General features: G+C 71.7%; 17 protein-coding genes and 1 riboswitch. Of the genes, 13 read left to right on the top strand and 4 right to left on the bottom strand.

Annotated elements, in window-relative coordinates:
• Positions 1–8 precede the first annotated feature (8 nt).
• Entirely contained in the window at positions 9–2,210 is a 2,202-nt protein-coding gene (gene glgB, locus ELQ40_RS10635) for a 1,4-alpha-glucan branching protein GlgB (RefSeq protein WP_127793663.1), read from the bottom strand.
• Positions 2,203–4,389: a maltotransferase domain-containing protein gene (locus tag ELQ40_RS10630; RefSeq protein WP_127793662.1), complete on the bottom strand. Its 2,187-nt coding sequence runs from the start codon at positions 4,387–4,389 to the stop codon at positions 2,203–2,205. Before ELQ40_RS10630 ends, glgB begins: the two co-directional genes overlap by 8 nt.
• Positions 4,390–4,460: 71 nt before the next feature.
• Here ELQ40_RS10630 and glgP point away from each other — a divergent pair, with 71 nt between their 5' ends.
• Positions 4,461–7,022 carry an alpha-glucan family phosphorylase gene (gene glgP, locus ELQ40_RS10625; RefSeq protein WP_127793661.1) on the top strand — a complete coding sequence of 854 codons (2,562 nt, stop codon included), beginning with the start codon at positions 4,461–4,463 and terminating at the stop codon, positions 7,020–7,022.
• A 39-nt stretch (positions 7,023–7,061) separates the two neighbouring features.
• Here the strand turns inward: glgP and ybaK are convergent, their stop codons facing one another.
• Together ybaK and glgX are read right to left on the bottom strand one after the other, a co-directional pair.
• Positions 7,062–7,559: a Cys-tRNA(Pro) deacylase gene (gene ybaK, locus ELQ40_RS10620; protein WP_127793660.1), complete on the bottom strand. Its 498-nt coding sequence runs from the start codon at positions 7,557–7,559 to the stop codon at positions 7,062–7,064.
• Between the two features lie 40 nt (positions 7,560–7,599).
• On the bottom strand, positions 7,600–9,696 hold the full coding sequence (gene glgX / locus ELQ40_RS10615; RefSeq protein ID WP_127793659.1) for a glycogen debranching protein GlgX: 2,097 nt from the start codon (positions 9,694–9,696) through the stop codon (positions 7,600–7,602).
• A gap of 18 nt (positions 9,697–9,714) precedes the next feature.
• Between glgX and ELQ40_RS10610 the strand changes: the two genes are divergently transcribed.
• From ELQ40_RS10610 to ELQ40_RS10555, 12 genes are all read left to right on the top strand, one after another.
• Complete coding sequence (locus ELQ40_RS10610; RefSeq protein WP_127793658.1) at positions 9,715–10,935, top strand: cysteine desulfurase family protein; 1,221 nt, start codon at positions 9,715–9,717, stop codon at positions 10,933–10,935.
• Positions 10,936–10,995: 60 nt separating this feature from the next.
• Positions 10,996–12,135, top strand: coding sequence for a tRNA 2-thiouridine(34) synthase MnmA (gene mnmA, locus ELQ40_RS10605; protein WP_127793657.1), 1,140 nt, complete (start codon positions 10,996–10,998; stop codon positions 12,133–12,135).
• A 133-nt stretch (positions 12,136–12,268) separates the two neighbouring features.
• Complete coding sequence (locus tag ELQ40_RS10600) at positions 12,269–13,021, top strand: hypothetical protein (RefSeq protein ID WP_240665737.1); 753 nt, start codon at positions 12,269–12,271, stop codon at positions 13,019–13,021.
• An 88-nt stretch (positions 13,022–13,109) separates the two neighbouring features.
• The gene (gene ligA / locus ELQ40_RS10595) at positions 13,110–15,506 is read left to right on the top strand and encodes an NAD-dependent DNA ligase LigA (protein WP_127793656.1); all 2,397 of its coding nucleotides are present in this window, start codon (positions 13,110–13,112) and stop codon (positions 15,504–15,506) included.
• Complete coding sequence (locus tag ELQ40_RS10590; protein ID WP_127793655.1) at positions 15,484–17,271, top strand: alkaline phosphatase family protein; 1,788 nt, start codon at positions 15,484–15,486, stop codon at positions 17,269–17,271. The genes ligA and ELQ40_RS10590 overlap by 23 nt, the downstream gene beginning before the upstream one ends.
• 50 nt (positions 17,272–17,321) lie before the next feature.
• On the top strand, positions 17,322–17,624 hold the full coding sequence (gene gatC, locus ELQ40_RS10585; protein WP_127793654.1) for an Asp-tRNA(Asn)/Glu-tRNA(Gln) amidotransferase subunit GatC: 303 nt from the start codon (positions 17,322–17,324) through the stop codon (positions 17,622–17,624).
• Positions 17,621–19,162, top strand: coding sequence for an Asp-tRNA(Asn)/Glu-tRNA(Gln) amidotransferase subunit GatA (gene gatA / locus ELQ40_RS10580; protein ID WP_127793653.1), 1,542 nt, complete (start codon positions 17,621–17,623; stop codon positions 19,160–19,162). The genes gatC and gatA overlap by 4 nt, the downstream gene beginning before the upstream one ends.
• Positions 19,162–20,694: an Asp-tRNA(Asn)/Glu-tRNA(Gln) amidotransferase subunit GatB gene (gene gatB, locus ELQ40_RS10575; protein ID WP_127793652.1), complete on the top strand. Its 1,533-nt coding sequence runs from the start codon at positions 19,162–19,164 to the stop codon at positions 20,692–20,694. Before gatA ends, gatB begins: the two co-directional genes overlap by 1 nt.
• Positions 20,695–20,824: 130 nt before the next feature.
• Complete coding sequence (locus ELQ40_RS10570) at positions 20,825–21,571, top strand: hypothetical protein (protein WP_127793651.1); 747 nt, start codon at positions 20,825–20,827, stop codon at positions 21,569–21,571.
• A 48-nt stretch (positions 21,572–21,619) separates the two neighbouring features.
• Positions 21,620–22,888 (top strand): DNA polymerase IV, encoded by a 1,269-nt coding sequence (locus ELQ40_RS10565; protein WP_127793650.1) that lies wholly within the window; start codon positions 21,620–21,622, stop codon positions 22,886–22,888.
• Between the two features lie 53 nt (positions 22,889–22,941).
• Complete coding sequence (locus ELQ40_RS10560; RefSeq protein ID WP_127793649.1) at positions 22,942–23,277, top strand: hypothetical protein; 336 nt, start codon at positions 22,942–22,944, stop codon at positions 23,275–23,277.
• Positions 23,278–23,334: 57 nt separating this feature from the next.
• Positions 23,335–23,445: riboswitch (TPP riboswitch) on the top strand.
• A gap of 37 nt (positions 23,446–23,482) precedes the next feature.
• A complete protein-coding gene (locus ELQ40_RS10555) occupies positions 23,483–24,112 on the top strand; it encodes an ECF transporter S component (RefSeq protein WP_127793648.1) in 630 nt (209 codons plus the stop codon).

The following is a 24,112-nucleotide window of genomic DNA, read 5'->3' as shown; positions in this document are numbered from 1 at the left end:
CCGTGGGGTCAGCCCTCGAACCGGAACCAGACCGCGCCGAGCGGCGGCAGCGTGAACGACGCGGATGCCGGACGCCCCGCCCACGGGGCATCCGTCGCCTCGACCGCGCCCAGGTTGCCGACGCCCGAACCGCCGAACTCGACGGCGTCCGAGTTCAGCACCTCGATCCATCGGCCCGCCTGCGGCAGTCCGAGCCGGAATCCGTCGTGCGGCCGCCCGGCGAAGTTCACGACGCACAGCAGGGGCGTGCGGTCGCGGTCGTACCGGATGAACGCGATCACGTTCTCGGCCGCGGCACCCCCCTCGACCCACTCGAAGCCCGATGAGTCGTCGTCGAGCTGCCAGAGCGCCGGTGTCGCACGGTAGAGCCGGTTCAGCGCACCGACGAACTCGGCGAGCTGCCGGTGCGTCGGCTGGTCGAGGATCCACCAGTCGAGTCCCCGTTCCTCGCTCCACTCGCTGAGCTGGCCGAACTCCTGCCCCATGAACAGCAGCTGCTTGCCCGGGTGCGCCCACATGTATGCGAGGTAGGCGCGCAGGTTCGCGCGCTGCTGCCAGTGGTCGCCCGGCATCTTGCGCAGCAGCGAGCCCTTGCCGTGCACGACCTCGTCGTGGCTGATCGGCAGGATGAAGTGCTCGCTGAACGCGTAGAGGAACGAGAACGTGAGGTCCTGATGGTGGTGCGACCGGTACATCGGGTCCTTCTGGATGTACTGCAGCGTGTCGTGCATCCAGCCCATGTTCCACTTATAGCCGAAGCCGAGACCACCGGAAGAGGTCGGCGCGGTGACCCCGCCCCATGACGTCGACTCCTCGGCGATCATGACGATGCCGGGGTTGCGCTTGTACGCGGTCGCGGTCGCCTCCTGCAGGAACGCGATCGCCTCCAGGTGCTCCCTGCCGCCGTACACGTTCGGCAGCCATTGGCCCTCTTCGCGCGAGTAGTCCAGGTAGAGCATGGACGCCACGGCGTCGACCCGGAGGCCGTCGACGTGGAACTCCTCGATCCAGAACAGGGCGTTCGCGACGAGGAAGTTCCGCACCCTGGGGTTGCCGTAGTCGAAGACGTAGGTGCCCCAGTCGAGCTGCTCCCCACGGCGTGGATCGGCGTGCTCGTAGAGCGGCTCGCCGTCGAACCTCGCCAGCGCGAAGTCGTCCTTGGGGAAGTGGCCCGGGACCCAGTCCATGATGACGCCGATCCCGGCGCCGTGGAGCCGGTCGATCAGGTACCGCAGGTCGTCGGGGGAACCGAATCGGCTGGTCGCGGCGAAGTACCCGGTCACCTGATAGCCCCACGAACCGCCGAACGGATGCTCCGCCAGCGGCAGGAACTCGACATGCGTGTAGCCCAGCCACTGGACGTACTCGATGAGCTCGTCGGCGACATCGCGGTAGCCCTTCCCGGGCCGCCAGGAGCCGAGGTGGAGTTCGTAGATGCTCATCGGCTCGGCGTGGGGGTTGGTCGAGGCGCGGCGCTGGAGCCACTCGTCGTCCTGCCAGACATGCGTGCGCTGCGAGACGATCGAGGCGGTCGCCGGGGCGACCTCCGCCTGCTGCGCCATCGGGTCCGCCTTCATGACCCAGGCGCCCGATGCCGTGAGGAGTTCGAACTTGTAGGCGGTGCCCGGTGCGAGGCCGGGGACGAACAGCTCCCAGACGCCGCTCGCACCCATGCTGCGCATGGCGTGGCCCCCGCCGTCCCAGTGGTTGAACCCGCCGACGACGCGCACTGCGCGCGCGTGCGGGGCCCAGACCGTGAACGCCGTGCCCTGCACGTCGCCGCCGACGCCCCAATGGTCGCGGGCATGCGCGCCGAGGGCGGTCCAGAGTTCCTCGTGGCGGCCCTCCTGCACGAGGTGCAGGTCGAGCTCGCCGATCGTCGGCGCGAACCGGTAGGGGTCGTCCTCGATCCATTCGGCGCCGTCGGCGTACCGTGCCCGGATCCGGTACGCCGTGGGGCCGAACGCACCCGAGCCCGCCCAGATGCCGTGCCCGACGTGCGCGAGCGGGAGTTGCCGCCCGTCGGCCAGGAGCGCGTCGACCGTGTCGGCGAGCGGACGCCGCACCCGGATCACGGTGTGCGGTCCGGCGGACCCGCCGACCTCGTACCCGTGCGCGCCGAGCACGGAGTGCGGGTCGCTGTGGCGCCCTTCGGCGACGGCGGCGAGCTCGTCGTCGGACACGGAGGGTGGACGGGCGGGATCAGCCATGCATGCTCCTGTTCGTGGCGGAGGCCTGGGTCGTGGCGGAGGACCGGGTCGTGGCGGAGGCCGCCGGGATCGAGCGCTCGGCACTCCCGCGCCGGGCGCGGCTCGGTACCGGCTCCCGCACGATGCGGAGGACGTGCGCCGGTCGGGTGAACGCGTCGAGGCGCACGTAGTTCGAGGCGCCCCACTCCCAGCGCTCGCCCTCGACGAGGTCTTCGACCGTGAATCGGGCGCCCGGCTCGAGCCCGAGCGATTCGAGGTCGAGGTGCACCGTCGTCTCGCGGACCGAATGCGGGTCGACGTTCGCGACGACGATGACGGTGTCGGCGACGCCGCTGCCGGTGAACTCGGCCTCGAGGTGCTTCGAGTAGCAGAGCACCGAGTCGTCGTCGGTGGCGTGGATGCGCAAGCCGCGGAGCTGCTGGAGCGCCGGACGCTCGGCGCGGATCCGGTTGAGGATGCCGAGGTAGAGCCCGAGCGACCGGCCGTCGCGTTCGGCGGCGGCGAAGTCGCGGGGCTTGTACTCGTACTTCTCATTGTCGATGGCCTCTTCGGCACCCGGCCGGGCCACGGACTCGAACAGCTCGAATCCGGAGTAAACGCCCCACGTGGGTGCGGCCGTCGCCGCGATGGTCGCGCGGACGCTGAACGCGGCGGGACCGCCGAACTGCAGGTACTCGGTGAGGATGTCGGGCGTGTTGACGAACAGGTTGGGGCGGAGGAAGTCGGCGGTGTCCTCGCTCAACCCGGCCAAGAACTCCTCGAGTTCCTGCTTCGTGTTGCGCCAGGTGAAATACGTGTACGACTGCTGGAAGCCGGCGGCGGCGAGCGCCTGCAGCATCGCGGGCCGCGTGAACGCCTCGGCGAGGAACACGACGTCGGGCGACTCGGCGTTCACGGTCGCGATCAGCCGCTCCCAGAACGCGAGCGGCTTCGTGTGCGGGTTGTCGACGCGGAAGATGTTCACGCCCTGCGCGATCCAGTGCCGGATGACGCGGAGGACCTCGGCGTGGATCCCCTCGGGGTCGTCGTCGAAGTTCACCGGGTAGATGTCCTGGTACTTCTTCGGCGGGTTCTCGGCGTACCTGATCGTTCCGTCGGGCAGCACCGTGAACCACTCCGGATGCTCGGTCACCCACGGATGGTCGGGGGATGCCTGGAGCGCGAGGTCGAGCGCGACCTCGATGCCCAGCCCGGCCGCGGCCCGCACGAACGCGCGGAAGTCGGCGAGCGTGCCGAGGTCGGAGTGCACGGCGTCGTGGCCGCCGGGGGTGCCGTCGGCGAGCGGGCCGCCGATCGCCCAGGGCGAGCCCGGGTCGTGGGGTCCCGGGTCGAGCGTGTTGTTGCGACCCTTCCGGTTCGTCACGCCGATCGGGTGGATCGGCGGCAGGTAGACGACGTCGAAGCCCATCGCGGCGACGCCGGGCAGCCGCTTCGCGGCCGTGCGGAACGTGCCCGACTTCCAGCTCCCGTCCTTCTGGCGTCGCGCGCCCTCCGATCGCGGGAAGAACTCATACCAGCTGCCGACGCCCGCCCGTCGGCGCTCGACGAGGATCTCGCGTTCGTCCGACGTGGTCGTCAGCCGCGCGAGCGGCCGGCCGTCGAACTCGGCGAGCACCGGGCTGTCGACGAGTGCCCGGCGATCGGGTGCGGCGGCGTCCGCGTCCCGGAGCGACGCGGCCAGCGCGCCGAGGCGCTTGCGCACGGCCGCGGGCCTGCGGGTCTCGGCGACGGCCCGGTCCATCAGTCGGGCGCCGACCTCGTACATCAGGTCGATGTCGACGCCGGCGTCGATCTTCAGCGCCGCGTCGTGCCGCCAGGTGGCGATCTCGTCGCCGAACCCCTCGACGTGCCAGGTCCAGGTGCCGACGGCGTCGAGCAGGGCCCGCACCTCCCAGCGGTCGGTGCCGGGCGCGAGCGGATGCATCCGATGCCGGGTGACGTCGCCCGCGGGCGACGTGAGCACCAGCATCGCGCCGACCGCGTCGTGCCCTTCGCGGAACACGGTCGCGCGGAACGGCACGACCTCCCCCTCGTACGCCTTCGGGCGCCACCGCGGTTCCGGTGCGGCCGGGGTCAGGCGCGTGACCGGGATGCGGTGGGGGAGCGGTGCGGCGGTCGTCACGCTCCGACCGTAGCGCGTCGGGCGCGTTCCGAACACCGGCCACCGGCCGCGTCGCATGGAGCGCGCATGCAGCGCGCCGTGACACGTCGTTCACATGCACGACACCGGTCGCCCATAGTGTGGGCAGGGTGAAGCCGATCAGGAAGTTCACCGTCCGCGCCGTCGTCCCCGCCGCGCTCGCCCCGCTCGAGGAGCTCGCAGCCAACCTCCGCTGGTCGTGGCACGAGCCGACGAGACGGTTGTTCGAGCACGTCGATCCGGCCGTCTGGGCCGACTCGGGACGAGACCCGATCGCGTTCCTCGGCGAGGTCGCGCCGTGGCGGCTCGAGGAGCTCGCCGCCGACGACGACTACGTGGCGTGGGCGAATCGCGAGCTGGCCGAGCTGCGCGAGTACCTCGAGCAGCCGCGCTGGTACCAGGGCTTCGGCGACGATGCGCCGGCGAGCATCGCGTACTTCTCGCCCGAGTTCGGCATCGCGGAGGTGCTGCCCCAGTACTCGGGCGGGCTCGGCATCCTCGCCGGAGACCACCTGAAGGCCGCGAGCGACCTCGGAGTGCCCATCCTCGCCGTCGGCCTGTTCTACGCCTCCGGCTACTTCGCGCAGTCGATCTCGCCCGACGGCTGGCAGCAGGAACGCTACCCCGCCCAGGATCCCGACGGCCTGCCGCTCTCGCTCGTACGGCGTCCCGACGGCACCGCCGTGCAGGTCGTGCTGTCGCTTCCCGACGGGCGCGCGCTCGTGGCCCGCGTGTGGCGGGCGCAGGTCGGCCGCGTCACCCTGCTGCTGCTCGACTCCGACGTGCCGGCCAATGCCGACGAGCTCCGTCGGGTCACCGACCGGCTGTACGGCGGCGGCGGCGAGCACCGGCTGCAGCAGGAACTCCTGCTCGGCATCGGCGGAGTCCGTGCGATCAACGCCTGGGTCGAGCTCACCGGTGCCGCCGAACCCGAGGTCTTCCACATGAACGAGGGCCACGCCGGCTTCCTCGGCCTCGAGCGCATCTCGTCGCTGATCGGCGAGGGCATGGTGTTCGGCGACGCGCTCCAGCTCGTGCGCGCGTCGACGATCTTCACGACCCACACGCCCGTGCCCGCCGGCATCGACCGCTTCGAACGCGACCTCGTGGCGGCGTACCTGCAGAATCCCGACCTGCTGCCCGGGGTGAAGGCTGCCGACGCGCTGCCGCTCGGCGTCGAGCCGGGCGCGGACCCGGCCACGAGCGCGTTCAACATGGCGATGATGGGCCTGCGGCTCGCCCAGCACGCGAACGGCGTCTCGAAGCTGCACGGCGAGGTGAGCCGGCGCATGTTCGGGGCGCTGTGGCCGGGCTTCGACGCCGACGAGGTGCCGATCACCTCGGTGACGAACGGGGTCCACAGCCCGACGTGGGTGGCTCCGGCGCTGCTGGAGCTGAGCGAACGCGTCCTCGGCACCGCGGACCCGGAGCATGCCGACTGGCTCAGCGATGCGCTCGACGACGCGGAGCTCTGGTCGGTGAAGCGCGGACTGCGCGCGCGCCTGGTCGAGGACGCCCGTCGCCGGTTGCAGGACTCCTGGTCGTCGCAGCACTCCGGGGCGACGGCTCCCGACTGGATCGGCGGCGTGCTCGACCCCGACGTGCTGACGATCGGGTTCGCGCGGCGCGTCCCCACGTACAAGCGCCTGACCCTGATGCTCCAGGATCCGGAGCGGTTCGCGGCGATCCTCACCGACCCCGATCGTCCGGTGCAGTTCGTCGTGGCCGGCAAGTCGCACCCGGCTGACGATGAGGGCAAGCGCCTCATCCAGCGTCTCGTGCAGTTCTCGCAGCGACCCGAACTGCGCGACCGCATCGTGTTCCTGCCCGACTACGACATCGGCATGGCGTCGGTGCTGTACCCCGGCTGCGACGTCTGGCTCAACAACCCGCTGCGCCCGCTCGAGGCCTGCGGCACGTCGGGCATGAAGGCCGCGATGAACGCGGCGCTCAACCTGTCGATCCTCGACGGCTGGTGGGCCGAGTACGCGTCAGAGCAGTCGGGATGGGTGATCCCGTCCGCCGACCAGGCGACGGATGCCGCCGAGCGCGACGCGCTCGAGGCGACCGCGCTCTACGAGCTGCTGGAGCACGAGATCGTACCGAGGTACTACGACCGGTCGGAGCACGGCGTGCCGCACGAGTGGGTCCGGATGCTCCGGCACACGCTCGCCGACCTCGCCCCGGAGCTCGGCGCCGACCGCATGGTGCGTGAGTACGTCGACCGCCTCTACCGTCACGCGTGGCAGCACGGCGTCGCGGTCGGTGCCGATCACGCCCGGGGAGCGCGCGACCTCGCCGCGTTCGGGGCTCGCGTCCGCGCAGCATGGCCCGGGGTCTCCGTCGTGCACGTCGAGTCGGGCGGCGTCGACTCGCCGCACGTCGGCGACGAGTTGCGCCTGCGGGCGCGGGTGGAGCTCGGCGACCTGACTCCGGACGACGTGCTGGTCGAGGTCGTCTCCGGCAGGTCGACCGCCGAGGAGACGATCGCGTCGCCGCGCCTGACGCCGCTCGAACCGACCGGGAGGACGCAGGACGGCGGCCCCGTGGAGTACGAGGGATCGGTCACGCTCGACCGCGCGGGGGCGTTCGGGTACACCGTCCGGGTGATCCCGTCGCATCCGCTGCTGCTCAGCGCCGCCGAGCTCGGACTGGTCGCGACGGCGGGGTGACGCCGACCGGCGGAGCGGTCGTGGGAGCGGCTGCTCGGATCAGCGCGACCGCGCGATCGCGGCATAGCTGCCGCCGGTGACGGCCAGGAGGTCGTCCGGTGCGAGCTCCAGGTCGAGTCCCCGCCTACCGCCCGAGACGAGGATCGTCTCGCACAGGATCGCCGACTCGTCGAGCACGATCGGCAATGCGGTCTTCTGGCCGATCGGGCTGATGCCGCCCACGACGTAGCCCGTCCGGCGCTGCGCGACCTGCGGATCGGCCATCTCGGCGCGCTTGCCGCCGACGGCCGAGGCGAGCGCCTTCAGGTCGAGCTGCATCGCAACCGGGACGATGCCGACCGCGAGGCCGCCGTCGACGTCCGCGACGAGGGTCTTGAACACGATCTCGGGCGGGAGGCCGAGCTTCTCGGCGGCCTCCAGCCCGTACGCCGCGGCGCGGGGGTCGTGGTCGTACGCGTGGGCCGTGAACGGGATGCCCGCAGCGACGAGGGCGACGGTCGCCGGCGTGCCGGCGGAGGCATCCGATCGCTTCGCCATCAGCGGGCCGTCACGCGTCCGGGCATCACGCGTCCGGGCATCACGCGTCCGACGCGCGGTAGAGCTGCATCGACTGGGCGGCGACGCGCACGCGCTCGCCGGGGCGCGGCTCGGCCGCGGCGACGTCGGGCGTCTCGCTCGACGAGTCCCAGAGCAGCGTGTAGCTGCCGACGCCCTCGTGGTCGGGCAGCACGACCTCGGTCGGCTCCTCGTGCGCGTGGACGACGAGCAGGATCCGGTTGAACTCCTCGAACTCCGGGGTCGATGCCGCGAGGTATTGCAGGGTGCGCTCGGCGGGGGAGTTCCAGTCGTCGATGGTCATGGTGTCGCCGTCGGCGTTGTACCAGTCCATCTGCGTGGCGCTCGGCGTCGTCTCGCCGAACACGCCGAAGCGCACCGGGCGCAGCGCCGGGTTCTGGGCCCGCAGCCGGATGAGCCGCTTGGCCGTCTCGAACACGGCGCGCTGGTCGTCGTTCCACTCCCAGTCGAGCCAGGTCAGCTCGGAGTCGTGGCAGTACGCGTTGTTGTTGCCCGCCTGGCTGCGCCCGTACTCGTCGCCGGCCGTGAGCATCGGCACTCCGGCCGAGAGCAGCAGGGTGCCCATGAGGTTGCGCAGGCTCCGCCGGCGGGCCGCGCGGATCGCGGGGTCGTCGGTGCGGCCCTCGACGCCGTGGTTGTACGAGTTGTTGTTGTCGGTGCCGTCGCGGTTGTCCTCGCCGTTGCCCTCGTTGTGCTTGACGTCGAAGGCGGTGAGGTCGGCGAGCGTGAACCCGTCGTGGGCGGTGATGAAGTTCAGGCTCGCGAGCGGTCCGCGCTCGCGCGAGAACGTGTTCGACGATCCGGCGAGCCGGGTCGCGAAGCGGCCGATGCCGCTGCCGGCCGAACCCGTCTCGCGCTCGCGGCGCAGGTCGCCGAGCCAGAAGTCGCGCATGCGGTCGCGGTAGCGGTCGTTCCACTCCGTGAACCCGTTGGGGAAGTCGCCGGTGCGCCATCCGCCGGGACCGACATCCCATGGCTCTGCGATGAGCTTCGTGTCGCCGACGATCGCGTCGTCGAGCATGCCGCGCAGCAACGGGTGCTCGCGGTCGTACTCGCCGTGGTCGCCGCGGCCGAGCGTCGCCGCGAGGTCCAGGCGGAACCCGTCCACGCCCATCTCGCCCGCCCAGTACCGCATGGAGTCGAGCACGAGCTGCTGCGGCACCGCGTTGCCGAAGTCGAGGGTATTGCCGCAGCCGGTCGTGTCGACGTAGCGGCCGTGCGCGTCGTGCCGGTAGTAGGAGGCGTTGTCGATGCCGCGGAAGCTCGACGTCGGGCCGCCGCGCCCCTCCTCCGCCGTGTGGTTGTAGACCACGTCGAGCACGACCTCGAGGCCGGCCCGGTGCAGCCGGTCGACCATGTCGCGGAACTCGTCGCGGACGGCCTCTGCGCCGGCTGCCTGCGCCTCGGCGGTCGCGTAGGGGGAGTGGGGGGCGAAGAACGCGAGCGTGTTGTAGCCCCAGTAGTTCACCTTGCCCTGGCGGATCAGGCGGTCCTCCGAGACGAACGCGTGCACGGGGAGGAGTTCGACCGTGGTGGCACCGAGCGAGAGGAGGTGCTCGATCGACGCGTCGTGCCCGAGCCCCGCGTACGTGCCGCGCAGCGCGGCGGGAACGGCCGGGTTGCGCCGGGTGAACCCGCGGACGTGCGCCTCGTAGACGATGGTGTGGTCGAGCGGCACCCGCGGCTTGGGCGGGCGCACCGAGGAGGCGGTGCCCGCGGCATCCGAAGTCGTGCCGAACCCGCCGTCGGCGTCGAGGGGTGCCAGCGCGACGCCGCGCCACGAGCCGTCGTCCGCGCGTACGAGGCCGCGCGCGTACGGGTCGAGCAGGGTGTGCACCGGGTTGAACGCGTGCTCGACGCCGGTCGGGCCGTCGACGCGGACGCCGTACCGTGCGCCGGGCACGAGCGCGGCGGAGCGCGCCTCCCAGACGCCGTGCTCGTCGCGCACGGCGGCGACCCGCTCCGTCGCCCAGTCGAGGTCGTCGGGTGCGAACACGACGAGGTCGACCGCGGTGGCGTTCGCCGACCAGATGCGGAGCACGCCGCCGTCGGCGCCCGTGCGGACGCCGAGGTCGTGCGTGGGAGCGGTTTCGGGCATGCGATCTACAGTAGTTCCATGGCGTATCTCGACCACGCCGCGACGACCCCGATGCTCCCCGAGGCGGTCGACGCGCTCACCGCGGCCCTCGGCCTCACCGGCAACCCCGCGTCGATCCACAGTGCCGGGCAGCGATCGAAGCGACTCCTCGAGGAATCCCGCGAGCAGGTCGCCGCGACCCTGGGGGCCGACGGCATCGAGGTGGTCTTCACCGGAAGCGGCACCGAGTCCGTCAACCTCGCGATCAAGGGGCTGTACTGGCGGCGGCAGGCGGATGCCCCACGGCCCCGCATCCTGCTCCCCGCCGGTGAGCACCACGCCACGATCGACACCGTCGAGTGGCTCGCCGGGCACGACGGCGCCGACATCGTCGAGCTGCCCGTCGACGGGGTCGGGCGCCTGCGCGTCGACGCGCTCGCCGACGAGCTCGTGCGCGACGCGGCATCCGTCGCACTCGTCACGATGCTGTGGGCCAGCAACGAGGTCGGCACGATCCAGCCGGTCGCCGAGGTGTCCGAGCTCTGCGCGCGCGCCGGCGTGCCGCTGCACGTCGACGCGATCGCCGCATACGGCCAGCTGCCGATCGACGTCGGCGCGATCCGACGGGCGACGTATGCCGCGCCCGGCGCCGGACTCGTCGCGCTCAGCGTCTCGGCCCACAAGATCGGGGGACCCGCGGGCATCGGCGCGCTGGTGCTCGATCGCTCGGCGCAGGTCGAGCCGCTGCTGCACGGCGGTGGCCAGCAGCGCCGCATCCGCTCGGGCACGCAGGACGTGGCCGCAGCCGCGTCGTTCGCGGCGGCGGCGCAGGCCGTCGCGTCGCGGCTCGACGCGGATGCCGCCCGAATGGCACGCCTGCGCGATCGCGTGATCGACGGGGTCACCGCGCTCGTGCCGGAGGCCCGGCTCTCGGGAGACCCTGATCCGGCCGGCCGCCTGCCCGCGAACGCGCACTTCTCCTTCCCCGGATGCGAGGGGGATTCGCTGCTGTTCCTGCTCGATGCCGCAGGGGTCGAGGTCTCGACCGGGTCGGCGTGCCAGGCCGGGGTCCCCGAGCCCAGCCACGTGCTGCTGGCGATGGGTCGCAGCGAGGCCGACGCGCGCGGTGCGCTGCGGCTCACCCTCGGCCACGCGTCGACCGACGCCGACGTCGACGCGTTCCTCGCGGCCCTGCCCGCTGCGCACGAGCGGGCGGCTCGGGCCGGACTCGCCGCCAGGTCGACGTCGTTCGACCGCTGAGCAGCGGGGCGAGCGCGCGCTCGGGGCATCCGTTCAGCGGCGGTTCGTAGACTGGGACCCATGCGAGTGCTTGCGGCGATGTCAGGCGGCGTGGACAGCGCCGTCGCGGCGGCGCGTGCCGTCGAGGCCGGCCACGACGTCGTCGGCGTGCACCTGGCGCTGAGCCGGATGCCCGGCACGCTCCGCACGGGCAGCCGCGGCTGCTGCACGATCGAGGACTCGATGGACGCGCAGCGCGCGGCGAACGCCCTCGGCATTCCGTATTACGTGTGGGACTTCTCCGAGCGGTTCAAGGCGGACGTCGTCGACGACTTCATCGCCGAGTACGCGGCCGGCCGCACGCCGAACCCGTGCATGCGCTGCAACGAGCGCATCAAGTTCGCCGCGCTCCTCGAGAAGGCGCTCGCGCTCGGCTTCGACGCCGTCGCGACCGGCCATTACGCGAAGATCACGACGGATGCCTCGGGTCGCCGCGAGTTGCACCGCGCGAGCGCGGAGGCGAAGGACCAGAGCTACGTGCTCGGCGTGCTGACGGCCGAGCAGCTCGAGCACGCGTACTTCCCGCTCGGCGACACGCCGTCGAAGGAGTTGGTGCGCCAGGAGGCCGAGCGCCGCGGACTGTCGGTCGCGCGCAAGCCCGACTCGTACGACATCTGCTTCATCTCCGACGGCGACACGAAGGGCTGGCTCGCCGAGAAGGTCGGCGTCGCCACCGGTGAGATCGTCGATCGCACCGGGGCCGTCGTCGGCAGCCACGAGGGTGCGCACGCCTACACCGTCGGCCAGCGACGCGGGCTCCGGCTCGGCACCCCGGCACCCGACGGCAAGCCGCGGTTCGTGCTCGAGGTGCGGCCGAAGGAGAACACCGTCGTCGTGGGCCCGAAGGAGGCGCTCGCGATCGCCGAGATCGCCGGCAGCCGATTCTCGTGGGCGGGCGCCCACCCCGTGGCATCCGGCCTCGTGGCCGCCGACGGCGAGTCGTTCGCGTGCGACGTGCAGATCCGCGCCCACGCCGACCCGGTACCCGCCGTCGCGCGGGTCGCCGTGTCGGATGCCGGTGCCCCCGAACTCGTCGTGACGCCCGCGGCGCCGCTCGACGGCGTCGCGCCCGGACAGACCGCGGTGGTCTACGTCGGGACCCGGGTGCTCGGGCAGTGCACGATCGATCGGACGCTCAGCGCGGTGCCGGTCACGGCGTAGCCGTCCCGCCCCGGGGTTATGGCCCCCATATAGGGGGGCATGACGGGCCTGTCAAGGGATGCCGACGCCGATCGCGCCGCCCCTACGGTCGGGGGTGCAGTCGCGCCACCCCACCGACGACGAGGAGTCCACCGTGACCATCGAGCGCACCGAAGCCCCCGCACGCACCGATGCACCCGCCCGCAACGACGGGTCCGCGCGCACCGACGGCCCTGCCCGCACCGAGCGCCTCCACGACGGCGGCACCCGGACCGCGGAGGTGGCCCCACGCGTCCGCGACGCCGAGCAGACGCCGCACGCGGAATCCGACGCCCCCTCGGCGGTCGTCGTGGATCGCAGGGACGTCCTCGCTCGACAGCGCCGCCGATTCGGCGGGATCAAGGTCGGGTCGGCGCTGTTCGGCTGGATCACCGCGACGGGCACCGCGACGATCCTGTTGGCGCTCCTCGCGGCGATCGGCGCGGCGTTCGGGTTCGAGGCGGTGCCGGGCTGGATCGGTTCGCTCGGCGTCGAGCCCGCGGCGATGGGATGGGCCGGCGCGGTCGTGCTGCTCGTCGTCGTGATCGCGTCGTACTTCTGCGGCGGCTACGTCGCCGGTCGCATGGCCCGGTTCGACGGCGCCGTACAAGGCGTCGGCGTCTGGGTCTGGGCGCTCGTGATCGCGATCGTGGCCGCGCTGGCGAGCGTGCTCTTCGACGGCCGCTACCGGATCTTCGACGACCTCGCGGCCCTGCCGCGGCTGCCGCTGACGGACGGCGAGCTCACCGTCATCGGCCTCACGTCGGCGGCCGCACTCGCCGTCGCGAGCCTCGGCGGCGCGGTGCTCGGCGGCATCGCCGGCACCCGGTACCACCGTCGCGTCGACCGGCTCGGCTTCCAGGGCTGAGTCCGGCACGTCGCCGCGACGAAGCCTGCGCGATCCTGCGGCCCCCGCGCGCCACCGGCGCGTCGGGGGCCGCTCGTAGGATGGCGATGTGAGCGACTCCGCCGGAACGACCGCCCTCCCGACCGACTTCGATACGGCCCGCGCCGAATCCGACGCGCTCCGTGCGCAGATCGAACAGGCGAGGCTGGCCTACTACGCGGACGGCGACTCGGCGCTCAGCGACGCCGAGTACGACGAGGCGTTCCGCCGGCTCGAGGCGCTCGAGCGCGCGTTCCCCGAACTCGCGGGGCAGGACAGCCCGACCCAGCAGGTCGGCGCAGCCATCGTGGCCGCCGGCTTCCCGACCCACGAGCACGCCGAGCGCATGCTCAGCCTCGACAACGTCTTCAGCATCGACGAGTTCCGCGAGTGGGCGGCGAAGGCCCAGGCCGCCGCCGGGCGACCCGTCCGCTGGCTGTCCGAACTCAAGATCGACGGGCTCGCGATCAGCCTCGCCTACCGCGACGGGGTGTTGGAGACCGCGACGACGCGTGGAGACGGTCGGGTCGGCGAGGACATCACCGAGAACGTCGAGCTCATCCCGGCGATCCCGCGTCGCCTGACGGGCGACGGATGGCCGGCGTTCTTCGAGGTCCGCGGCGAGGTGTTCCTCGAAACCGTCGACTTCGAGGCGCTGAACGAGCGCCAGCATGAGCTCCAGGCCGCGTACGTCGCCGATCAGGTCGCGAAGGGCAAGCCCGAGGCCGAGGTCCCCGTCCGGTTCCCCGAGTTCGCGAACGCCCGCAACACGGCGGCAGGGAGCCTGCGCCAGCGCCGCGAGAACAAGTCGCCCGAACAGCTGCAGCTCATGCGCGAACGGCTCGGCCGGCTGTCGTTGCACCTGCACGGCATCGGCGCCTGGCAGGACCCCCCGGTCGACTCGCAGTCGGGCATCTACGACCTCATCGCCGGCTGGGGCCTGCCGGTCTCGCCGCACACTCGGGTGTTCGGCTCGATCGACGAGGTCGCGGGCTTCATCGCGCACTGGGGCGAGCACCGTCACGACGTCGAGCACGAGATCGACGGGATCGTCGTCAAGATCGACGAACTCGACCTGCACGACGAGCTCGGCGCCACGAGCCGCGCGCCGCGCTGGGCGATCGCGTACAAGTACCCGCCGGAGGAGGTGCACACCAAGCTCCTCGACATCGCCGTCGGCGTCGGCCGCACCGGCCGCGCGACGCCGTTCGCCATCATGGCGCCCGTGAAGGTCGCGGGCTCCACCGTTCGCCAGGCGACGCTCCACAACCAGGACGTCGTGAAGGCCAAGGGCGTGCTGATCGGCGACACCGTCGTGCTGCGCAAGGCCGGCGACGTCATCCCCGAGATCCTCGGTGCGGTCGAAGCGCTGCGCGACGGGACCGAACGCGAATGGCGGATGCCCGAGCGGTGCCCCGAATGCGGCACGCCGCTGCGGCCGATGAAGGAGGGCGACATCGACCTGCGCTGTCCCAATGCGCAGTCGTGTCCCGCCCAGGTCCGCGGCAGGGTCGAGCACATCGGCTCGCGCGGAGGCCTCGACATCGAGGCGCTCGGCGAGGTCACCGCCGCGGCGCTCACGCAGCCGTTCACGCCGTCCGAGCCGCCGCTGCGCACCGAGGCGAGGTTGTTCGACCTGACGGTCGACGAACTCGTGCCGATCGAGGTCGTCGTGCGCGACGCCGAGACCGGCGAGCCCAAGGTCGACGACGAGACCGGTGAGCCGGTGCGGCGGGCGCCCTTCCAGAAGTGGGGGCCCGCGACCTACCCGCCCGGCACCGAAGCACTCGACCCGGGCGAGCGGCGCCGGCTCGGCATCCGCAAGAGCCATCGCGAACTGCTGCCGTCCGGTGCGGCCGAGAAGCTGCTCGCCGAGCTCGAGAAGGCGAAGGCGAAGCCGCTCTGGCGACTGATCGTGTCGCTGAACATCCGCCATGTCGGCCCGGTCGCGGCGCGCGCGCTCGCCGACTGGTTCGGCTCGCTCGACGCCATCCGCGCCGCGTCGCGCGACGAGCTCGCCCAGGTCGAGGGGGTCGGCGGCATCATCGCCGACGCCGTCACCGACTGGTTCGCCGAGGCTTGGCACGTCGAGATCGTCGATCGTTGGACCGAGGCCGGCGTGCAGTGGTCGACGCCGGGGCATCCGGGTCCGGGCGCCGCAGCCGAAGCCGGCGGCGTGCTCGCGGGCCTCACGATCGTCGCGACCGGTTCGCTCGAGGGCTTCACGCGCGAGGGGGCGCAGGAGGCCATCATCCAGGCGGGCGGCAAGGCGGCGTCGAGCGTGTCGAAGAAGACGGATTTCGTCGCGGCCGGGCCGGGTGCCGGCTCGAAGCTCGCGAAGGCCGAGGAGTTGGGCATCCGCGTGCTGGACGCGGCGCAGTTCCGCGTGCTGGTCACGGAAGGGCCGGGTGCGCTCGGGGAGCAGGGCGAGGCTGGGGGAGCGGATGCCGCGACAGACGACGAATGACGAAGCAGCCGGCGACGACCAGGGCGCAGGCGGCGGTCGTGAGGCGCGGCAACGGGCACGATCGCGCCGCGACTTCCTGAAGTTCGGCGGTGTGGCGGCCGCCGGCGCGGTGGTCGGAGGCGGGGTCGGTGCGGCGGCCGGCGCGGCGATCGGCTACTCCCAGGGGTTCGCGGAGGGCGCCGACGACTTCGCCGCGCTCACGCCCCGGCAGGAGGCCGGCTTCGACCACGTCGTCGTGGTGATGGGCGAGAACCGCTCGTTCGACAACATCCTCGGGTACCTGTACACGCCCGACACGGTGCCGAGCGGCCAGAGCTTCGAGGGTCTCGCGTTCGGCGACTACTCGAACGCGGCGCCGGACGGCACCGTGTTCGCGGCCCACATCTACGACGGGCCGACCGACGAGATCATGGGCCGGCCCGATCCCGACCCCGGCGAAGAGTACCCGCACGTCAACACGCAGCTGTTCAACCTCGTCGACCCCGGGGGCAACGCCACGAGCGGCGTCGGCGACATGGCGCACCCGTACAACGCGCCGTCGAAGGGTGAGACGCCCACGATGGACGGCTTCGTCAGCGACTACATCAACAACTCCGAGCGGCTGCGCAAGGGCACGGAGCCGGGCCTCGACGAGGTGGAGCAGATCATGGGCTCCTTCTCGCCCGAGATGCTGCCGGTGCTGTCGACGCTCGCCAAGAACTTCGCGGTGTTCGATCACTGGTTCTGCGCCGTCCCGTCGCAGACGTTCTGCAACCGCTCGTTCTTCCACGCCTCGACGTCGCACGGGTTCGTGACCAACAAGCACGGCGGCGGCTACGACAAGTGGCTCGACGCCGAACCGACGCCGACGGTGTTCAACCGGCTCGAGGAGGCCGGGCTCACCTGGAAGGTGTACTTCGACGCGCTCCAGATGGTCTCGTTCACCGGGGTGCTGCACGCACCGGTGCTCGAGCAGTACTGGAAGACCGAGCATTTCGCGACGATGGACCAGTTCTACAAGGACGTCGAGGCGGGAGAGCTCCCCGCCTACGCGTTCATCGAGCCGCGCATGGTCTACAACCACAACGACTTCCATCCGCCGTTCGGAAAGCTCCGCGAATCCACGGTCGACGGCGAGGAGGTCGTCGACAGCGCGATCTCCGATGTCCGCGCCGGCGAACTGCTGATCCACAACATCTACGAGGCGGTCAAGCGCAGCGCGACCCCCGACGGGTCGAACGCGATCAACACCATGCTCCTGATCACGTTCGACGAGCACGGCGGCACGTACGACCACGTCCCGCCGCCCGCGGCGATCCCGCCGCACGAGGGTGCGGATCCGGGCGAGATGGGGTTCGAGTTCGACCGGCTCGGGTGCCGGGTCCCCGCCATCGCCGTCTCGGCGTACACGCGCGCCGGCACGATCATCCACGACGAGATGCACCACGGCGCGGTCATCGCGACGCTCTCGCGGCTGCACGGCCTGAAGCCGCTCACCCGACGCGACGCGGGCGCCAACGACCTGTTCAGCGTCGTGAACATGGACAAGCCGCGGCATCCGTCCACCTGGCCCACTACGACGCCGCAGTACGTTCCTCCGAATCCCGAGTCGACCGCGCCGCACCCGGCGCACGCCACGAAGGACAAGCCGCTGAGCCCTCCGGCGCGCGGGCTGATCGGGTTGCTCCTCGCGAGGGCGGGCGCCGGTGACGCGCCTGAGCCGCAGACGTTCGAGCAGGCCTACGAGGAGCTCAACCGTCGTGGCGCCGGGCTCTTCGGCCAGTAGCTCGCCCCGGTAGAATCGACGCATCCCCACCACGACACGTTCGGAGCAGCATGTCTGAAATCAGTGCGGAGCAGGTCGCGCATCTCGCGAACCTCGCCCGCATCGCGCTCACCGAGGAAGAGATCGCGCACCTCACCACCGAACTCGGCCAGATCATGCAGGCCGTCGAGCAGGTGAGCGCCGTCGCGACGCCCGACGTCCCGCCGACGAGCCACCCGATCCCGATGCGCAACGTCTTCCGCGACGACGTCGTCGGCGACAACGTCCTGACGAACGAGCAGGCGCTCTCCGGGGCGCCCGAGCGCGACGGCGATCGGTTCGTCGTCTCCGCGATCCTGGGGGAGGAGCAGTGAGCCACGGCGACGACCTGATCCGACTGTCCGCGTCCGACCTCGCCGCCCGCCTGTCCGCCGGCGAGGTCTCGTCCGTCGAGGCGACGCGCGCGCACCTGGACCGCATCGCCGCCGTCGACGGCGCGGTGCACGCCTTCCTCCACGTCGCATCCGATCGTGCCCTCGCCGACGCGGCCGAGGTCGACCGCCGTCGTGCGGCCGGTGACGAGCTCGGCGAGCTCGCCGGCGTGCCGATCGCCGTCAAGGACGTCCTGGTGACCGAGGGCATGCCCTCGACCGCCGGCTCCCGCATCCTCGAGGGCTGGATCCCGCCCTACGACGCGACGCCCGTGCGCAAGATCCGCGACGCCGGCCTGGTGCCCCTCGGCAAGACCAACATGGACGAGTTCGCGATGGGCTCGTCGACCGAGCACTCGGCGTACGGTCCGACCCACAACCCGTGGGACCTCGACCGGATCCCGGGCGGCTCGGGCGGCGGCTCGGCCGCAGCGGTCGCCGCGTTCGAGGCGCCGCTCGCCCTCGGCAGCGACACCGGCGGCTCGATCCGCCAGCCCGCGCACGTCACCGGGACCGTCGGCGTGAAGCCGACCTACGGCGCCGTGAGCCGATACGGTTCGATCGCCCTCGCGTCGAGCCTCGACCAGATCGGCCCGGTCACGCGCACCGTGCTCGATGCCGCCCTGCTGCAGGACGTCATCGCCGGGCACGACCCGCACGACTCGACCTCGATCCCCGATGCGTGGCCGTCGATGGCCGACGCGGTACGCCGAGCGGATGTCTCGGGCCTGCGCATCGGCGTCGTCAAGGAACTCGACTCCGACGGCTTCCAGCCCGGCGTCCGCCAGCGGTTCCACGAGGCGATCGACCTGCTCGAGCGCAACGGCGCCGAGATCGTCGAGGTCTCCACGCCGAACTTCGAGCACGCGATCGCCGCGTACTACCTGATCCTGCCCGCCGAGGCCTCGTCGAACCTCGCGAAGTTCGACTCGGTGCGCTTCGGCCTGCGGGTCACGCCCGACGGCGGCGGCACGGTCGAGCAGGTCATGTCGGCGACGCGCGAGGCCGGATTCGGCCCCGAGGTCAAGCGCCGCATCATCCTCGGCACCTACGCCCTGTCCGCCGGCTACTACGACGCGTACTACGGCAGCGCCCAGAAGGTGCGCACGCTCGTGCAGCGCGACTTCGAGCACGCGTTCGCGGACGTCGACGTGCTCGCCACGCCGACCGCGCCGACCACCGCCTTCAAGCTCGGCGAGAAGTTGAACGACCCGCTGTCGATGTACCTCAACGACGTGGCGACCATCCCGGCGAACCTCGCCGGCGTTCCGGGCATCTCGCTCCCGGTCGGCCTCGCGCCGGAGGACGGGCTGCCGGTCGGCATCCAGTTCCTCGCGCCGGCACGCGAGGACGCCCGCCTCTACAACGTGGGCGGTGCGCTCGAGCAGCTGCTGCTCGCCGAGTGGGGTGCGCCCCTGCTCGACCGCGCACCCGCGCTGTCGACCCACGAACTGCTCGCGACCGAGGAAGGCGCCGTCTGATGGCCCGTGTCGAACTGATGGACTTCGATCGGGCGCTCGAGCTGTTCGAGCCGGTCATCGGCCTCGAGGTGCACGTCGAGCTGAACACCGCGACGAAGATGTTCTCGGCGGCGCCGAACCCGGCGAACTCGGCCAACCACGGCGCCGAGCCGAACACGCTCGTCTCACCGGTGTGCCTGGGCCTGCCCGGGTCGCTGCCGGTCGTGAACGGCGAGGCCGTGCGTTCCTCGATCTCGCTCGGGCTCGCGCTCGGCTGCGAGATCGCACCGTCGAGCCGTTTCGCGCGCAAGAACTACTTCTACCCGGACCTCGCGAAGAACTACCAGATCTCGCAGTACGACGAGCCGATCGCGTTCGACGGCGAGGTCGAGGTCGAGCTCGAGAACGGCCGCGTCTTCCAGGTGCCGATCGAGCGTGCGCACATGGAGGAGGATGCCGGCAAGCTGACCCACGTGGGCGGCGCGACCGGCCGCATCCAGGGCGCCGAGTACTCGCTCGTCGACTACAACCGCGCGGGTGTGCCGCTCGTCGAGATCGTCACGCGGCCGATCGTCGGTGCCGAGGCGGATGCCCCTGCGCTGGCGCGCGCATACGTCTCGACGATCCGCGACATCGCGCGGTCGCTGGGCATCTCCGATGCACGCATGGAGCGCGGCAACCTGCGCTGCGACGCGAACGTCTCGTTGCGGCCCCGTGCCGCCGAGGGCGAGCCGGTCGCGCCGTTCGGCACCCGCACGGAGACGAAGAACGTGAACTCGTTCCGTTCGATCGAGCGCGCGGTGCGGTACGAGATCCAGCGCCAGGCGGCGATCCTCGCCGGAGGCGGCTCGATCACGCAGGAGACGCGCCACTGGCACGAGGACACGGGAACGACGAGCCCGGGCCGGCCGAAGTCCGACGCCGACGACTACCGATACTTCCCGGAACCCGACCTGCTGCCGGTCGAGCCCTCGGCCGAGCTGATCGAGGAGCTCCGGGCGGCCCTGCCCGAGGCGCCCGCGGCGCACCGTCGACGGCTCAAGACCGAGTGGGGCTTCACCGACCTCGAGTTCCAGGGCGTCGTGAACGCGGGCCTGATTGCCGAGGTCGAGGCGACCATCGCCGCCGGTGCCTCGCCCGCCGCGGCCCGCAAGTGGTGGACGGGCGAACTGCAGCGCATCGCGAACGCCGAGGGGCGGGAGCCGGCCGAGCTGGTCGAGCCCGCCGCCGTCGCCGAACTGCAGCAACTCGTCGACGCCGGCACACTCACCGACAAGCTCGCGCGGCAGGTGCTCGAGGGCATGATCGCGGGCGAGGGTACGCCGCAGGAGATCGTCGACGCTCGGGGCCTCGCGGTCGTCTCCGACGACGGCGCCCTGATCGCGGCGATCGATGAGGCGCTCGCGGCCCAGCCCGACGTGCTCGAGAAGATCCGCGACGGCAAGGTGCAGGCGGCCGGCGCCGTGATCGGCGCCGTTATGAAGGCGATGCAGGGCAAGGCGGATGCCGCGCGCGTGCGCGAGCTCGTGCTGGAGCGCGCGAGCGCCGGGTAGTCCTCGCCCGACTTCGTCCGGGGCCGGTCGCGTCGATGACGTGACCGGCCCCTTCGGCGTGTGCCGTTCACAGGAATCGGATGGGATCGACGGATACCGTGTGGGTCACCCCGAGAGGAACGAGGACGTCATGGGATTCCTGGATCGACTCTTCGGCACGCCCGAGCCGCAGCGCCGGCCGGTGCCGCCGGTACCCGGCCCGGGTCGGCCGGTTCCGCCCGGAGGCGCCGCCAGGCGGCCGATGACCGACGACGAGCTCGCGGTCGAGCGGTATCGCTACCTCCTTCGCACCGCGCCGCCCGAGTCCATCGAGGCCGTGCACGCCGAGGCGTTCGCGAAGCTCACGCCGCAGCAGCGTCACCTCGTGTACGCGAACCTCGCGGCGCAGCTGCCGCCGGGGGAGCAGGTGCTGTCCGAGGAGCCGTCGGCGCTCGCACGGGCCGCGACGCGCGCCGAGCTGCGCCAGCCCGGCACGATCGAACGCACGATGTCGTCGATCCCCGGGCCCGGGGCATCCGGGTTCCAGCCGGGAGCGCCCGGATACGGCCAACCCGGTGGGGCGGGTGCCCAGCAGGGCGGTCCGGGCGCGCCGGGGCGGCCGCAGTTCGGTGGGACCGGGTTCGGTTCGATGTTCGCCGGTTCGCTGCTCGGTTCGATCGCGGGGTACGTGGTCGGATCGGCGATCGTGTCGGCGTTCCTGCCCGACCCGTCGGCATTCGAGGCCTCCGGCGATGCCGGTGCGGGCGATGCCGGTGCGGGCGATGCCGGTGCCTCGACCGAGGCGGCCGGCACCGATGCCTCCGGCGACGGCGGCTGGGGCGACTTCGGCGGCGGTGACTTCGGCGGCGGCGATTTCGGCGGTGACTTCGGGTTCTGATCGACCCGCCCAGCGGTCGATGTCGGCGGCCCGACGTAGGCTCGCAGGGTGAGCAAGCAGGACGGCTCGTCACGGCAGGTGACGACGGGCCCGGTCGATGATTCGGCGACCCCGATCCTGCACGTCGACATGGACGCGTTCTTCGTCTCGGTCGAACTGCTCTCCCGTCCCGAGCTCCGCGGCAGGCCCGTCCTCGTCGGCGGAACCGCGGGGCGCGGCGTGGTCGCTGCGGCCAGTTACGAGGCCCGCAGGTACGGGGTGAACTCGGCGATGCCGATGTCGGTCGCGCTCCAGCGCTGCCCGAACGCCGTCGTGCTGCGCGGCGACTATCGCAGGTATACGGAGTACTCGAAGCGCGTGATGGAGATCCTCGGCGACGTGACGCCGTTGGTCGAACCGCTGTCGATCGACGAGGCGTTCCTCGACGTCTCGGGCGCGCGCCGCCTGCACGGCAGCCCCGGGCAGATCGCCTGGTCGATCCGCGAACGCGTCCGTGCCGAGACCGGCCTCACCTGTTCGGTCGGCGTGGCCGCCACCAAGTACGTGGCGAAGGTCGCGTCGGGTCGGGCGAAGCCCGACGGGATGCTGGTGGTGCCCGCTGCCGACACGCTCGAGTTCCTGCGGCCGCTGCCGGTCTCGGCGCTGTGGGGGGTCGGTCGGGTGACCGAGGAGTCGCTGACGCGTATCGGCCTGCTGACCGTCGGCGATGTCGCGGAGACACCGCCGGAGGCGCTCGAGCGCGCCGTCGGACCGGCGCTCGCGACGCGACTGACGCAACTCGCGAACGGCATCGATCCTCGCGAGATCACGGTGCAGCGCAGCGAGCGCAGCATCGGTCACGAGACGACGTTCGACCACGACCTGACCGACCCGGAGGAGATCCGGAGGGCGCTGCTCGGGCTCGCAGGCAATGTCGCCGCGAGGCTCCGCAAGGCGGGCACGACCGCCCGGACCGTGGTGCTCAAGCTGCGGTACGGCGATTTCCGCACCGTGACGCGCTCGCGCACGCTGGCGGAGCCGACCGACGTCGCCAGGCGCATCTACGAGGAGGCGTCCGGCGCGCTCGACGAGTTGGTGGGTGCGGGCGTGAAGGTCCGACTGGTGGGCGTGCGAGCGGAGCAGCTCCGACCGAGCGGCGGCGCCGCCCTGTGGGACCCCGACGAGGACTGGCGCGACGCCGAACGCACGATCGACGAGGTCGTCGCCAAGTTCGGACGGGGTGCGGTCAAGCCTGCGGCGCTCGTCCGTCGAGACGGTAGCGGCGCCGTCGCGGGTGCCAGGTTCCGCCGTCCCCTCGACGACGATGATGAGGCGTGAGCTCCCAGCGCAAGGGGGTGTCGCGTGGGCGCGGCCGCCGGTAGCGTGGCGGCATGGCTGAATTCGTACTCGAACTCGCGGAGAACGTCGGCAGCGTCGGCGTCAAGACGTCCTACGGCGAACCCGTCGACGTCGGCGGGAGCACTGTGATCCCCGTCGCGCTCGGCTGGTACGGCTTCGGCGGTGGCAACGGCACCGACGACGAGGGCCAGCAGGCATCGGGCGGCGGTGGCGGCGGCGGTTCCATTCCGCTCGGCGCATACATCGGCAGGAGCGGCGGCGATGTCCGGTTCGAGCCGAACCTCATCGGCCTGATCCTCGCGGCGACGCCGCTCGTCTGGGTCACCGGCAAGGCACTGCGCTGGGTCATCCGGGCGCTCAAGCGCTGACCATTCACCGCATCATCGAGGGGCGCGCACGGCGGAGGCCGGTCGTGCGTATACTCGTGCACTGAACACGGGAGTCCGGTGAGCCGGGCTGAGAGGAAGGTTCTCCAACCTTCGACCGTCGAACCTGATCTGGGTCATGCCAGCGCAGGGAGGGCAATCACATCTCGTTCCCGTGCCGCTTTCCTTCGAACGAAAGGGCACGACAGTGCACGCAACCACCTCCGTCGCAACCGAACCCGCCACCGGTCGTCGCAACCTCCGCTGGCGGGTCGTCGACATCGTCGTGGCAGCCGTCCTCGGCGTCGCGACCGGCCTCCTCTTCCTCTTCTGGAACAACGTCGGGTACGCATGGTTCTCCGCGGCCGACGCGGTCACACCCGGGCTCGGCGGCATCGCCGTGGGCATCTGGCTCATCGGCGGGGTCCTCGGCGGACTCGTGATCCGCAAGCCCGGCGCAGCGCTGTTCGTCGAGCTTCTCGCGGCACTCGTCTCCGCGCTCGTCGGCAATGCCTGGGGCATCGAGACCCTGTACTCGGGGCTGGCGCAAGGTCTCGGTGCCGAGCTGGTCTTCGCCGCCTTCGCATACCGGCGATTCGGCGTCGTGACCGCGATGCTCGCCGGCGCTTCCGCAGGCCTCGGTGCCTGGACGCTCGAACTGTTCACCTCCGGCAACCTGCAGAAGTCGGCGGAGTTCCTCGGCATCTACCTGGGCACGCTCCTGGTATCCGGTGCGGTACTCGCAGGACTGCTCGGATGGCTCATCGTCAGGGCGCTCGCAGCGACGGGCGCGCTGAACCGATTCGCCGCCGGTCAGTCGGTCACGCAGCGGGTCTGA

Origin of the sequence: Agromyces sp. LHK192, assembly GCF_004006235.1 — a bacterium.
Classification (GTDB): domain Bacteria; phylum Actinomycetota; class Actinomycetes; order Actinomycetales; family Microbacteriaceae; genus Agromyces.
This window is presented reverse-complemented; position numbering and strand designations above follow the sequence as displayed.